This window comes from Kibdelosporangium banguiense, from assembly GCF_017876405.1.
Lineage (GTDB): Bacteria > Actinomycetota > Actinomycetes > Mycobacteriales > Pseudonocardiaceae > Kibdelosporangium > Kibdelosporangium banguiense.
Genome location: NZ_JAGINW010000001.1, coordinates 11,575,306 through 11,589,201 on the forward strand (window position 1 = coordinate 11,575,306; position 13,896 = coordinate 11,589,201).

Annotated in this window: 11 protein-coding genes; 8 read left to right on the forward strand and 3 right to left on the reverse strand. The window is 65.1% G+C overall.

All coding sequences use genetic code 11. From position 1 onward, the window contains the following. Nucleotides 1–283 precede the first annotated feature (283 nt). From JOF56_RS51760 to JOF56_RS51775, 4 genes are read left to right on the forward strand one after another with little or no spacing between them, the layout of a single operon-like run. Nucleotides 284–2,581: a sensor histidine kinase gene (locus JOF56_RS51760; protein ID WP_307855663.1), complete on the forward strand. Its 2,298-nt coding sequence runs from the start codon at nt 284–286 to the stop codon at nt 2,579–2,581. 30 nt (nt 2,582–2,611) lie between these two features. Next, a complete protein-coding gene (locus JOF56_RS51765) occupies nt 2,612–3,025 on the forward strand; it encodes a roadblock/LC7 domain-containing protein (RefSeq protein ID WP_209646790.1) in 414 nt (137 codons plus the stop codon). A 3-nt stretch (nt 3,026–3,028) separates the two neighbouring features. Continuing rightward, nucleotides 3,029–3,400, forward strand: a complete 372-nt coding sequence (locus tag JOF56_RS51770) for a DUF742 domain-containing protein (protein ID WP_209646791.1) — start codon at nt 3,029–3,031, stop codon at nt 3,398–3,400. Continuing rightward, nucleotides 3,381–3,971: a GTP-binding protein gene (locus tag JOF56_RS51775; protein WP_209646792.1), complete on the forward strand. Its 591-nt coding sequence runs from the start codon at nt 3,381–3,383 to the stop codon at nt 3,969–3,971. The genes JOF56_RS51770 and JOF56_RS51775 overlap by 20 nt, the downstream gene beginning before the upstream one ends. A 51-nt stretch (nt 3,972–4,022) precedes the next feature. On the opposite strand, the gene JOF56_RS51780 is transcribed toward JOF56_RS51775, so the two are convergent. Together JOF56_RS51780 and JOF56_RS51785 are read right to left on the reverse strand one after the other, a co-directional pair. Then, nucleotides 4,023–5,393, reverse strand: a complete 1,371-nt coding sequence (locus tag JOF56_RS51780) for a tryptophanase (RefSeq protein WP_209646793.1) — start codon at nt 5,391–5,393, stop codon at nt 4,023–4,025. A gap of 18 nt (nt 5,394–5,411) precedes the next feature. Next, nucleotides 5,412–6,545 (reverse strand): tryptophan dimethylallyltransferase family protein, encoded by a 1,134-nt coding sequence (locus JOF56_RS51785; protein ID WP_245378772.1) that lies wholly within the window; start codon nt 6,543–6,545, stop codon nt 5,412–5,414. Between the two features lie 323 nt (nt 6,546–6,868). Between JOF56_RS51785 and JOF56_RS51790 the strand changes: the two genes are divergently transcribed. Genes JOF56_RS51790 through JOF56_RS51805 form a run of 4 tightly spaced genes read left to right on the forward strand, consistent with a single transcriptional unit; the run spans nt 6,869 to nt 12,761 of the window. Next, nucleotides 6,869–7,897 (forward strand): trypsin-like peptidase domain-containing protein, encoded by a 1,029-nt coding sequence (locus tag JOF56_RS51790; protein WP_209646794.1) that lies wholly within the window; start codon nt 6,869–6,871, stop codon nt 7,895–7,897. Next, a complete protein-coding gene (locus JOF56_RS60575; protein WP_209646795.1) occupies nt 7,881–9,263 on the forward strand; it encodes a VMAP-C domain-containing protein in 1,383 nt (460 codons plus the stop codon). The genes JOF56_RS51790 and JOF56_RS60575 overlap by 17 nt, the downstream gene beginning before the upstream one ends. Before the next feature lie 10 nt (nt 9,264–9,273). After that, nucleotides 9,274–10,311: an AAA family ATPase gene (locus JOF56_RS51800; RefSeq protein WP_209646796.1), complete on the forward strand. Its 1,038-nt coding sequence runs from the start codon at nt 9,274–9,276 to the stop codon at nt 10,309–10,311. Beyond that, nucleotides 10,308–12,761, forward strand: coding sequence for a serine/threonine-protein kinase (locus JOF56_RS51805; protein ID WP_209646797.1), 2,454 nt, complete (start codon nt 10,308–10,310; stop codon nt 12,759–12,761). Before JOF56_RS51800 ends, JOF56_RS51805 begins: the two co-directional genes overlap by 4 nt. Here JOF56_RS51805 and JOF56_RS51810 read toward each other — a convergent pair. Continuing rightward, entirely contained in the window at nt 12,729–13,859 is a 1,131-nt protein-coding gene (locus JOF56_RS51810) for a carboxylate-amine ligase (RefSeq protein WP_307855664.1), read from the reverse strand. The genes JOF56_RS51805 and JOF56_RS51810 overlap by 33 nt on opposite strands. Between the last annotated feature and the right edge of the window lie 37 nt (nt 13,860–13,896).

Consider the following 13,896-nt stretch of genomic DNA (forward strand, 5'->3'; position numbering starts at 1 on the left):
GCCATTCAGAGTAATCCTATCCGTCGTGCGCAAACATGCGGAACCGCTATTCACATTCACTCGTTCGGACTAGTGAACACGGATACCCAGCAACGATCTTGTCAGGCATCCCGCCCGGCGATTGTATACATCAAGATCGGCCCGCGAGGTACCGCCGCGCTGTGGTAGAACTCCCGCGCTCGGTATGTACCTGCGGACAGGCGAAAGGCGATGTTGGCAGTCGTGCGGTCGACGATCCAGTGCCACCGAGTTCCCCAATCTACTGCGGAATTTGCGGAGCGTCGTGCAGAAAACCGATGACCCCTCAGCGGGGCAGGACAAATCCATCCGGAAGCGGCTGACCCGCACGGTTCTGATTCCCAGTATCACGTTGCTGGTGCTCTGGATCGCGGTATCGTCGTACTTCGTCTTCAACGGCCTCTACGCCAAAGTCGTCGCCGATTCGGTCCGCCAGGTGTCCATTCCGGCACTCAGTGCGCTGGCCGCCATCCAGCAGGAACGTCAGGTCGGCGTGGAGTTCCTGGTCAACAACGGGGTCAGCCAGGCGGATCTGGCCGACCGCCAGAAGCTGACCGACGAGCGGCTGCGGGAACTGCAGACGGTTTTCGGCCCCGCCATCGACAGTGCGCCCGCCCAGATCGCCGACCGGATGCGGGAACTGAAGTCCGGTTTCGACCAGCTGCCGGTCATTCGCGCCCAGATCGGCTTCAAGAGCGTGTCGAAAGCGCAGGCCAACGACTTCTACAACGGCATTCTCGACACGGCGTTCCGGCTGTTCGAAGTGCAGGCCCGCGTGGTGCCCGACGAGGTCGCCGTCCAGGGGGCCATCGCGGCGATCACGGTGTTCCGCAGCACGGACAACATGTCGCGCGAGGCATCCCTGATCACGAGCGGCTACGCGTCGGGCACGCTGACGCCGGACGAGTTCATGCTGTTCACCCAGCTCATGGGCGTCTACCGGGCCGACCTGAGCCGCAACGCGCAGTTCCTGGAGCCCAGCTCCCAGGCCCTGTATCAGAACCTGATCGCCAGCGACTCGTGGAAGCGGCTGGCCGCGGCCGAGGACGCGCTGGTCAAGCGTGGCCCGTGGACGCCCAAGGACAAGGCCGGGCTGCCGGTGGGCCAGACGGACTGGCAGAAGGTGAGCAACGACGTCGCGGCCGCGATGACGACACTGACGATCGATCAGGCGGACAAGGTCTCGGCCGCGGCCATCGCGTCCGGCGAGAGCCAGCTGCGAAACGCCATCATCGGCAGTGTCATCGCCCTGCTCGTGTCGGTCGCGTCGGTGATCATCGCGGTCCGGGTGTCCCGGACCCTGGTCGACCGGACACTGATGACGCGGCTGGAGCGGTTGCGTAACGACTCCCTGGACCTGGCGGGCAACCGGCTGCCCGACATCGTCGACCGGCTCAAGAGCGGCCAGCAGGTCGACGTGGCCGCCGAGCTGCCCAGGCTGGACCACGGCAAGGACGAGATCGGCCAGGTCGCCGAGGCGCTCAACATCGCGCAGCTGACCGCGGTGTCCGCGGCGGTCAGCGAGGCCAAGGCCCGCAGCGGTGTGCACAACGTGTTCCTCGGCATCGCCCACCGCAACCAGGTCCTGGTGCACCGCCAGCTGCAGATCCTCGACGAGATGGAGAAACGCGAGGAGGACTCCGCCCAGCTGGCGTCGCTGTTCCAGCTCGATCACCTGGCCACCCGGGCCCGGCGGACCACCGAGAACCTGATCATCCTCGGCGGCAAGCAGCCCGGCCGGCGCTGGCGCAACCCCGTGCCGCTGATGGAGGTCCTGCGGGCCGCGGTGTCGGAGACCGAGCAGTACTCGCGGGTGCGGGTCGAGGCGATCCCGGAGGTCTCGATCACCGGCTCGGCCGTGGCCGACACGATCCACCTGGTCGCCGAGCTGGTCGACAACGGCACCACCTACTCCCCGCCCGGCTCGCAGGTCGAGGTCACGGCCACGCTCGTGGCCCGGGGTGTCGTGATCGAGGTCTCCGACCAAGGGCTCGGCATGACCGAAACCGTCCGGGACTGGGCCAACGCGATGATGGCCGAAACCCCGGAATTCGACGCGATGGCATTGCGCGCGGACACCAGTCTCGGTTTGTTCGTGGTCGCCCGAATCGCCTCGCGACTGGGCATCACAGTGACATTCGCGCCATCGCGTTACGGCGGGACGCGAGCCACTGTGCTGATCCCGACCCAGGTACTTGTCGCCGACGGCCAGACCGAGGACAGAATCGTGGTGAGCGATCCGCAACCCCCGATCGAATGGCCGGAACCCCGGGCCGCGATCCATTCAAGCGGTGTCTTGGCGCGAGCGGAGGAAAAACCGGAAAAACCCCGGCCGAAGCCTCGCCCCGCACCGGACGAAACCCCGCAAGGTGAGCGCGCGCCGTTACCCCAACGGCGGCCGCAACAGAATCTTGTCACCCAACTGCGTGACGATCCTGACGACGATCACGGCGACGACGACGTCGAGTCCGGAAATGCTCGCGAGTTCGACCAGTCCCGCACCCTCTCGGCTTTCCACAAAGGAACGCTGCGAGGCCGGGAATCCGATATGTCAGCAGACTGACTCAGGTTATCCAGCAGGGGAATCGCTAGCATGAACCAGAAAACTGATCTGAACTGGCTGCTCGACGACATGGTCAGCCGGGTGGTCGGCACCCAGCACGCCATCGTGCTTTCCGCCGACGGACTGCTGCTGGGCAAATCGGCCGGGATGAGCAAGGACGATTCCGACCAGCTCTCAGCCATCGCGTCCAGCCTGCAAAGCCTGGCCAAAGGCGTCAGCAGGCATTTCTCCCGCGGCCCTGTTCTGCAGAACCTCATCGAGATGGAACGCGGCTATCTGTTCGTCTCGGCCGCGGGCCGGGGCGCGTGCCTGGCTGTTCTCGCCGCCGAGACAGTGGACGTGGAAATGATCGCCTACGAGATCAACCGTCTCGTCAAGCGCGTCGGCGAATTCATGGCCTCGGCCCCACGCGAGGCAATGAAAACGGCCGCGGAAAGGTCGTGACGCGTGGACGACGGATGGTACGACGAAGCCGCCGGGCCACTGGTCCGGCCGTACGCGATCACCGCAGGCCGGACACCGTCGTCCTCGGCCAGTGCGCAACTGGACCTGGCCACCCAGGTGATGACCCTGCGATCCGAGGCGGATCCGGCCGGGCTCACCCCGGAACACCTCAAGATCAGGCGGCTGTGTCACCGGGCGCTGTCGGTTGCCGAACTGGCCGCCCACCTGAGCCTTCCGCTCGGTGTCGTACGCGTGCTGTGCGGCGACCTCATCGAACGTGGCGTGGTGATCGTCCGATCGGTCTCCCAGCTGCCGGCCGGAACACCGGATCATGAACTACTACAGGCGGTGCTCGATGGCCTTTCCAAACTCTGACCACGACAGCGGGACCGACAGCATCCCGACCCCGGTCAAGATCATCATCGCCGGTGGCTTCGGCGTGGGAAAGACCACGATGGTGGGCTCGGTCAGCGAGATCCCGCCGCTGACCACCGAGGAGATCCTGACCGAGGCCAGCGACGGGATAGACGACCTGGAAGGCGTCGAGCGCAAGACGACCACCACCGTCGCGCTGGACTTCGGCCGGATCACCATCTCGCCGAAACACGTGCTGTACCTGTTCGGCACCCCCGGGCAGGAACGGTTCTGGTTCATGTGGGACGAACTGGCCCGCGGTGCGATCGGCACCGTTGTCCTGGTCGACACCCGCAGGCTGGACACCAGTTTCGGGGCGATCGACTTCTTCGAGCGGCGCCAGATCCCGTTCATCGTCGCGGTGAACTGCTTCGACAGCGCCCAGCCGTACACCGAGGACGAGATCCGCGGGGCGCTGGCCGTGCCCACGCACGTGCCGATCGTGATGTGTGACGCCCGCAAACGGGACTCCAGCAAGCTCGCGTTGATCAAACTGGTGAAGCACGCGATGAGTGCCTTGCCGGTCAGATGATCCCGGGTGGGAGACACAGTGGAGGCCTCCACTGTGTCTCCCACCCGGGCCTCACACCTGAGCCAGTCGCAAGTTGAAGTGCCGCAGCAGCTGCGGCGCCTCCAGGACGCGATACCCCGGTACCCGCTCGGAATCCTTCGCGATGTCGGCCAGAACGTCGGCCACATAGTCATAATGTGCCTGTCCGTAGACACGGCGTGGCAGTGCGATCCGGACAAGCTCGAACGGCGCCGCTGTCACAAGTTCGTTGTCGTCGTCGAACTCGCCCAGATACAGGGAACCGAGCTCGGCACACCGGATCCCGCCACGCAGGTACAGCTCGCAAGCCAAGGCGTGGCCGGGAAAACGGCTCGGTGGCAGGTGTGAAAGCAGTCTTCCCGCGTTGAGATACAGCGCATGGACCCCGGCGGGCTGCACAATGTCGACACCTGCGTCATTGGCTTGCTGGGCAAGGCGACTCGCCTCGGCCGCGCGGGCGGCGAGGTAGTTCGGGTCGAGGACTTCGCCGATCCCCACCGCAGTGCGCTCCAGGTCGTGCGCGGACATGCCGCCGTAGGTCCGGAAGCCCTCGGTGGCGATCAGGTTCATCTCGCACCGCCGGGCCAGTTCGGTGTCCCGCAGCCCGATGAACGCCCCCATCGGTGCGATGCCGTCCTTCTTCAGACTGGCCACACAGCCGTCTACGAGTCCGAACGCGGCCTCGGCGACCTCCCTGGGCGAACTGCCGGCATATCCGCTTTCGCGTTGCGTCACCAGCCATGCGTTCTCGGCAAAACGCGCCGCGTCGAGGATCAATGGGACACCCTGCCGGCGGCAGATCTCGCTGACAGCGGTCAGATTCGCCATCGAAACCGGCTGACCGCCACCGCCGTTGTTGGTGATCGTCATGAGCACCATGCCGATCTGGTCAGCGTCCGGACCGGCCAGTGTCCGCTCCAACTCGGCAATGTCGATGTTGCCCTTGAACGGTTCATGGCTGTCGAGATCAGCGGCCTGCGCACACGGAAGATCTCGCGCCGTACAACCAAGCAGTTCGATGTTGGCCCGGGTGGTGTCGAAATGGGTGTTGCTCAACGAGATCTGTCCCGGCTTGAGCAGACTGGCGAACAACACCCGCTCGGCCGCGCGTCCCTGGTGCGCGGGAAAAACGTGCGGGAACGACGTCAGATCCGTGATGGCCTGCCGGAACCGGAAAAACGAGTCCGACCCGGCATACGACCGGTCTCCCGCGGCGGCCGCCGACTCCTGGCCGGTGGACACCGCGCCCGTGCCGGAATCGGTCAGCAGATCGATGGTGACCATGTTCGCCCGCAGGTTGAACGCGTTGTACCCGGCGTCGGCCAAAGCCTGAGCCCGTTGCTCGCGAGTGGTGATCGGAATCCCGGTGACGACCTGAGCCCGATACGGCGGGAAGGCCCGCATGACTACTCCCTCAGTGGTTCATTGAGCTGACGACACCAGACCGAGAACTGATCTTCCCCGCGGTGGCATGACGGAATAAGCCTCGGAGGACAGATAGACAGTGATTCCGGATCCCGAGGCACCCAGCCGCAGCGAAATATGCGGAATCAGTCCGACCCCGGCCCGCAATGGGCGCGCGGACACCGCGGCAATGGACTCGTCGAGGATGGCGCTGTTCATATCGTACTGCGCCAGAACGGCCAGCACTCGCGCCCGCGCGACTTCGTCGTCGGGAACATACGACCGGATCGGCAGATAAAGGCCGTAACTACTCGGCCGGTCGTCGTCCCCGCCCACGAACGAGTAACTCGAAATCAACGGCCGGCCTTGAAAAGGCCCGTATCCCCCGCCGAGAATGGCACAGAACTCCTGGATCCTCATCGGGTCGATACCGGCCACCAGGCTCGCCGCCCGGACGACATCGGCGACTTCGGCCGCTTCATGGGTGACGTACAATTTCACCCGCGCCTGCGCCGTGCCGTCCAGATCGAGGGCGAAAAAGGAGAACCGGTCCAGCGTTCCCCGGGTCAGCGCACTTGCCAGAACCGGCGCACAGGCCCGCTCGATGCCCAGCCGCCGCATCCCCTCCACCACCAGGTCAACAGCCCGCGAAGGGCCGCTGACCTGCGGATTCAGGTACACCTTGAGCCTGGCCGGCGTGTCCGGCCGGAAGATCAGCGAGTACCAGATCCGGAACTCACCCTGCCGCTCGCCGGCCAGGAAAAGGTCCCTGATCGCCTCGAACCGATCGGTGGCCAGCCGCAGCCGGTCAGCGACAGAATCAAGGAAATGCCACTCAGGGAACGTGCCGACAGTTTCGCCGAGCACCCGTACAGCATATTTTCCATTCGTGTCGAATGCGACGGAGAATTCCACAGGCGTGGTATCGTCGGAAACACCGGAAGGCCAGGACGACAACACGCCGATCCTGTTTTCACCGGCCGCTCCAAGCAATAGACCGATCAGCTCGGCGGCCCCTTCCCGGTGACCAGTCAGCCCAGCGACGTCGCAGAGACGTGAAATTTGACCAGAGACATGCTCATGCAGGGATAAATCGGCCATAACGTCGGACTCACTTCGCTCAGATCTCGCCATCCACAGTGGTCTGAACAAAACCCCCAGTTACATTGCCAGGATTTGATCACCGGCGATACCACTGTCAGAGTGCACTTACTTGCCGGTAATGACCCCGGAGCGTCGCATAATCGCGGATCACAATGACCTGAATTCAGGATTGACGCAAACACACCCGCGAGCTAAAGCCGACGCAAACCGTCACCCGAACGGTGCATGCATCATGTATACAAGTCAGGACATCCCATCATCGGCTGCTCTCGCCACCTGCCCGGCGACCCCAAGATCCAGTCACCTGCCTAGACTCGTCAACCTTTCATAGGTTTCAGCACGGGGAGGGCTGAGGCAGGGTGCCAGGTCTGTTGAACGAGTTTCCCCTGCCCTGGTCGGACCCACGGGTGCGCAGCCTGCGCGACACAGTGGCCAGTGCGCTCTTCCGGCACGACGACGTGGTCGACGTAGCCCGAGCGGCCGGAATCGAACCGTCCGAGTTGAACCTCAACCAGCCGGCCAGGCGCCTGTGGACCGACCTCTTCGACCACGCCGCAGGCAAGCAGGCACTGCCCAGGCTGCTCACCCTCGCCACGGACCGTGTACCGGCCTTACAGGTCCGGATCGACGAACTGCTCAGCGAGGTACCCCTGGTCGAAGCTCCCGAGCCGGAGGAACCGGCATGGAAGGGTTTCACCCCCGACGGCCGGGAACGCCAAATAGTCGAAGGCCAGGACACCCTGCTGGACGTGGTGTTCCTCGAGCAGGGCGTGCACTGCGCCAGGGCAGTCTGCCGCCTCAGCGTCGCCATCGGCCGGGACTTCTTCCACGGCACAGGTTTCCGCATCGGTGAACGAACCCTGCTGACCAACCACCATGTGCTGCACGACTGGACAACCGGCCAACGCGCGACCTGGGTGCGTGCCGAATTCGGCTTCGAAATCGACATCACCGGCCAAGTCCGCCAACCGTCCCTCGTCGACTGCGACATCACATCAATCCAAGGCAGCCGTGCGGACGACTTCGCGATCATCACCACCAACGACCCGATACCGAGCGACGCACCAATCCTGCCACTGACAACCGGTGCGACAGTGAACGCCGACGATCGCGTCTACATAGTCCAGCACCCCCAGGGCCTGCCCAAGAAGATCGCCATGCTGCACAACCTCGTCCGCCACGCCGACGCCCAGGTCGTGCAGTACTGGACCGACACGGAACAAGGCTCGTCCGGCTCCCCGGTCTTCGACGAACAGTGGCGCGTAGTGGCCCTGCACCACAAATCCGTCGAGATCGCCCAAGGCACCCAGACCGAGTTCCGCAACCAGGGCCGGGCAATCGCGCGCATAGCCGACCGCATCGCCGAGTTGGGCACAGAGATCCGTGACCAGATGGATTGATGCTCCCGACTGGAGCGACCCGGCCGCCGACACCCTGGTGAAAGCATTGGCCCACGCCTACCCCAAACCCGCCGCCGCCGAGGATGTGTGGCGGAGAACCGGGATGTCCCAACTGGATTTCCCGCTGGGCTGGAACAACGCCCGCCAACTGTGGACCGCGGCCGTCCAGCAGGCACATCTCGCCGGGTATCTCGAAAAACTGATCACCACGGCGCGGGACGAATGGCCGGCTCTCCGGGAGAAGTTCACCAGCCTGCTCAACGCCACAGCCCAGTGCTTCACCTCGTCGCCGCACCTGCTTGACCTGACGCTCGATCAGCAAACAGAACTGCAACGCATTCTCGGCGGGGCGACCGAGACCGAGTCGGTCGCCGAGATCTACCACGACGTCCGGCGCGGCGTTGCCGGCCTGCCGCCGTACCCCGGCGACCTCTGGCGTGCCGTCCAGACACTCCGCGGCGCGGTCAACGCCTTTCCCTTGTGCGAGTTCCTGGCCCGGCTGGCATGCGGCCCGGACAAGGTGACCGGCAACGCGTTGTGGAGCTGGCTGCGCCGAAACGCACCACACTGGACGGTGAACGTCGACGAGCTGGACCGGATAGGCAAGATCGTCAAGCGGACGATCATCTCTGTCCGGGTGCTCCCCGATCTGCTGACCCCGGACTTCCACGTCACGGTGTGGCTCTACTCCAACAGCGAGGGCTGGCAGGCCGCGGCGAGCAGCACCGAACCCTGGAGCTGGCAACGTATCGCCGAGCAGCTCGGTAGGTTGCTACGGGAGATCGAGTCCGTGCGCGGCGGCGAGCCCATCGTCGAGTTCACCATGCCGGTGCAGATGCTGGAAGCCCCGGTGGACAAGCTGATGGTCGACCTCACCGGCCGGGCCTATCCGATCGGCACACTGTGCCCGGTGATCGTCCGGCCGCTGGGCCGGGAGATCTCCGCCGCGCATGTCGAGAAGTGGAAGAGGCTCAAGGAATCCGACGGCCGGTTCGATGCCGGCGCCTTCCAGTTGGTGACAGCCGGTTCGGTACAGCCACTGCAGGATGTTCTGTGCGTCGGCATCATCCGTGCGGTGGACACGCCGCCCGAGGCACTGGCTGCCACGCTGACCGCGGTTTTCGACGCGGGGATACCGGTCGTGCTGTGGCACAGGGCCACGCCGTATCGGTACACGAACACCACACCACTCAACTCGATCTTGCTCGAACGGCCGGTGTCCCGGTTGCAGGACGTGGTTCGTGAACAGCGCGAAGCCGCGAGCGCCAGGCACGCCCTGACCTCCCACCCGGGCCGGGATGTGGTGCTGCTGTGGGACAACCCGCACCGGATACCACCAGACCCGACCTGGCTACCACCCATATGAGAGGCACTCGATGACCGCTTGGCCGATCTATCAGGGGACAGGCATCCCCCACGACGGCATAGAGCACCTGCCATCACCGCCGAACTGGCGTGCTTTCGACGGTGGACCGAATGTCGCCAATCCAGCGATCGACCAGGACGCGAGCACGTCAAGGCGGCTCGGCAGCGGGCACACGCGGACCTCCATGCCCGAGGAGATCCAGATGGTGAACGCGGCGCTGTACCTGCGCAGGCCGCTGCTGATCACCGGCAGGCCGGGAACAGGCAAGTCGACCCTCGCCTACGCCGTGGCCAAGGAGCTCAAGCTGGGCCCGGTACTGCGGTGGCCGATCACCAGCCGGTCCACGCTGCTCGACGGGCTGTACCACTACGACCCGATCGGCCGGCTACGGGAAGAGAACCTGCGGCAGTTGCGCAGGCGCACCGACAGCACGGACAGCGGCGAGGACATGGCCGAGGACATCGGCCAGCACCTCCGGCTCGGCCCACTCGGCACCGCACTACTCCCCTATGCGCGCCCTCGTGTCCTTCTCATCGACGAGATCGACAAGAGCGATATCGACCTGCCGAACGACTTGCTCAACGTCTTCGAAGAAGGCGAATTCGAGATCGACGAGCTCAGCCGTCTGCCGCGCGAAGTCGCCGAAGTAGAGGTGATGACCGCTGACCGCGATGTCCACGCGACCGTGACACGAGGGCAGGTGGCGTGCAACGCGTTCCCGTTCGTCGTGCTCACCAGCAATGGCGAACGCGAGTTCCCACCGGCATTCCTCCGCAGGTGCCTGCGACTGGACATGCGGGAGCCGAGCGCGAAACAGATCCACTCGATCCTGGCCGCGCACTTCGGACCGGACGCGGCCGTTGCGGCGCAGCAGCACATAGTGGACTTCCTCGAACGCCGCAAACACGCCGAAGTGACCACGGATCAGTTGCTGAACGCGGTCTACCTGGCCACATCAGGCTCCCGGCACGCCACCGGCGATCCGGGATCGTTCAACGACATGGTCGACGCCGTCCTGCGACCGGTGGCGGATTCCGAGCCCCGATGATCGACGAACTGCTGGCCGTCCTGGCGAACGCCGGGGTGACACCGGATGCGGACGAACTGCGGGACGCACTCTGGCTCGCCGACCACGTCGCTGTCGAGCCCTCCGGCGAACCGGTAGTGATGGCACTGTCCGCCGAACCGGAGGCCATCCAGCCTCCGGAAGAAACCGGCGAGCCGGCCGCCGATCCGCCACACCATGAGGCCCCGGGCGGCGGCCTGTACATCGGCGCGCCGGGCGGCCCACCGCGGGTTCTCGGTCAACCGGACCGCGTGCAAGGGATAGCAGTCCAACGTGCCCGTGCTGTCCGGCCCGCCCGTCAGATCGAGATAGCCAGGGCTTTGCGCCCGTTCGGCCGTCGAGTCCCCGCCCGCACCCGTTTCGTCCTCGATGAGAACGCCACCGTCACCCGGATCGCCGACGAGGGCGTCTGGAGCCCCGTGCTACGGCCGGACACCGAACGATGGCTGAACCTGACTCTGGTGGTGGACCCGTCGCCCACGATGGCGATCTGGCGGGACCGCATCCGCCAGTTCCGCATGACGACGGAAAGACTCGGCCTGTTCCGTCTGATCCGCGAACGCCCGATCGACCGAATCCTGACCGAACCGGCGAACAGGCAAGCAGTCCTGTTGATCACCGACGGGATCAGCGACGACTGGCGGACCGGAAAAATGCTTGCCCTACTGGAAAAGTGGGGCTCAACCCGGCCAGTCGCGGTATGCAACGTCCTTCCACCCCAGATGTGGCCCGGCACCGGCATCCAAGTCGTACGCGGGCAGGCAAGGTCTTGGAACCCGGGTGCCCCGAATCGCTCGTGGACAGTCCATACTGGAGGGACGATCCCCGTCGTCCGGTTCTCAGCACCTTGGCTCGCGTCATGGGCCAAGGTGGTCGCCGGCACATCCAGCTGGACCCCGGTCGCACTGCTGACTCCGCCGATGGCGACGTCCGCCCCGGATGTCGTGCTGGAGCCCCGGGAAGTGGTCGAGCGGTACCGGCTTGGGGCTTCGCCACAGGCGTTCCGGCTCGCGTGCCTGCTTTCCGCGGCATGGCTGACGTTGCCGGTAATGCAGTTCGTCCGGGATGTGATGCTGCCCGACGCCGACGACGGAGACCTGACCCAGGTCCTGTTGGGAGGCTTGCTGAAAAGGTCGGACGCACTGGATCTGCCAGTCGATCCGGACAACGCCCGTTACGACTTCCTGCTTGGAGTACGCGAGCACCTCCTGGGCTATCTGCAGCGCCGCGACCTGCTCACAGTGGTCCAGGAAACCAACAAATTCGTCGCATCCCAAGCCAGGCAAGGCTTCGACATCACCGCCCTGCTGGCCGATCCGGAACAGGCACTGCGGGGCGGAGCAACCATCGACCAGGGTTCCCCACTGCATGTCGCGATTGTGGTCCTGGCCCAGCTCGGCGGCCGCTACCGGAAACTGCTGGCAGCACTACCCGACCAGCCTGGGACACCTGTAAACAGGCCGGATGACACACATTCGGTGCAACTGACAACCGATCCGGACCCATTCGGGGATCTCGGTGTACCAAAGTTGATCGCAAACCGCTACGAACTGGTTACGAAGCTCAGCACGGGCGATGTGTCCGTGGTCTACCGAGCCTTCGATACCGGGCTCCGCCGGTCCGTGGCGATCAAGATTCTGCGGGCTGATCTGGCCCACAATTCTCATACCCAGCAACAGTTCCGACGTTCGGCGATACTGGCCGCGAAGGTCCGGCATCCCGCTATCGCCGCCGTCCACGAGATCGCCGAAACTCCCACCAGTAGCGGGCTCCTGCCATTCATCGCGATGGAGTACGTCGATGGGCGGACATTGGCCGACATCGTCGAAACCGACGGGCCACTGGATGGGTTGCTTGCAATGGAAGTTGCCGCGAGTGTCTGCGAGGCGGTGACTGCCATCCATCAGAAAGACCTCATGCACGACGCTGTCAGCCCGGCCAACGTGATGCTCACCAGGAGCAATGCGATCAAGCTGGTAGGTTTCAGTACAGCCCGCCCATTCGACAGGTCGACCGCCGGGAACACAAAGCCAGACCAATGGCGTGCCTCAGCCGACGACGTGGCCGCACGGAAAGCCGATCTCCAGTACCAGGTTCAGGCAATCGGGTCGCTGCTTTACAAGCTGTTGACCGGCGAGGAGCCATATGGGACTCACTCAGGCACAGCCAGGCCGAAACATCGGCTTCTGGAGCCTGCTCAACCCCGGCAGCTGAATCCTGCCATCAATCGGTATCTCGAAGCGATCACCATGAAAGCACTGACCAATTGGCCTAAGGAGCGGTATCAGTCCCCTGACGCGATGCGATCGGACATCGCCCGGTTGCTGGAGGGCAAGCCACCACCCCTTGCCAAGCCGCTGCCGCCGCCGAGAGCCAGGCTGCTATCCCGCCCGCGGCCGTCAATGTGGCCGGGTTTGGGCGGCCAGGAATGAGACCACTTCGCCCAGGCCGCCGTGGCGGGCGAAGGCTGCTCGCTGACGGGCTGCGCCGCAGCCGTCGAGAACGAGCCTGGCCATGGAGTCGTCCACCAGGTCGTAGTCGCCGGTCATCTCAAGCGCAGGTCTGATCCAACGCACCAAAGCCGCGGCGAGATCCGCCGCAGGAGCGAGATCGCCGGTGTGGAGGTCGACTCCTAGGCCCTCCAGGCCATCCCGGGCTGCGCGCCACAGGGCGGGGCGCAACATGTGTTGTGGCACAGGCAAACCGCGGGCGCCAGACGCCAATGCTGTTGTGGCGATGCCGCGGACCAGTGCTGCCAGCAGTACTGCGTCCTCGACTGTGGCGGCCACGTCCGAGACGCGGACTTCTATCGTCGGATGATTGGCTGAGAGGCGGATGTCCCAGTACAGCATGCCCAGGTCCATGGCCGCGCCGCTGGCTATCACGTGTTCTCTTGCCGCGTAATAGGTCGCGGGTGAGTCGAGCCAGGGTGGCGGGCCCGCTGAGGGCCAGCGGCCCCACATCAGGTATCTCCAGCTCGCGTAGCCGGTGTCGACGTCGTTGCAGTATGGCGAGTTCGCGCCGATCGCCAGCAGGGTCGGCAGCCAGAAGCGGAGGTGGTTGCTGACCACCACTCGCGCGTCGTCGTCGGGCAGGCCTATGTGCACGTGGCAGCCGCAGACCGGCAGGTCGCCGATCAGGGCCCGGAACTCGCGGGTTATCCGGTGATATCTGGGCAACGGGGTCACGACCGGCGATCCCCGGCCGAGCACGGGCGCGCCGGAGGCGACCAGCCATGCTTCGTGGCGTTCGGCCTGCTCGGAGAGCAGGCGGCGCGAGTTCGTCAGCTGTTCATGCAGCTCACCCATGGTCTGGCAGATGCCCGTGGCCGTCTCGACCTGGCTCAGGGTGATCTCCGCCTGCAGGTCGTAGTCCCCGCCGAAGCCGGCCAGGATGTCCTGGGCGCGGTCGGCCAGCCGGCCGGATTTGACGTCGACCAGCAGGAACTCCTCCTCCACCCCTACCGTCAACTGGGCCGCCTCGGTGGCGGACATGATGTGCTCACGGGTGCCGAGCTGGGCTTCGCTCACGCCTGCCTCCGGTGACGGCTGTCCTATCTTCGACAGT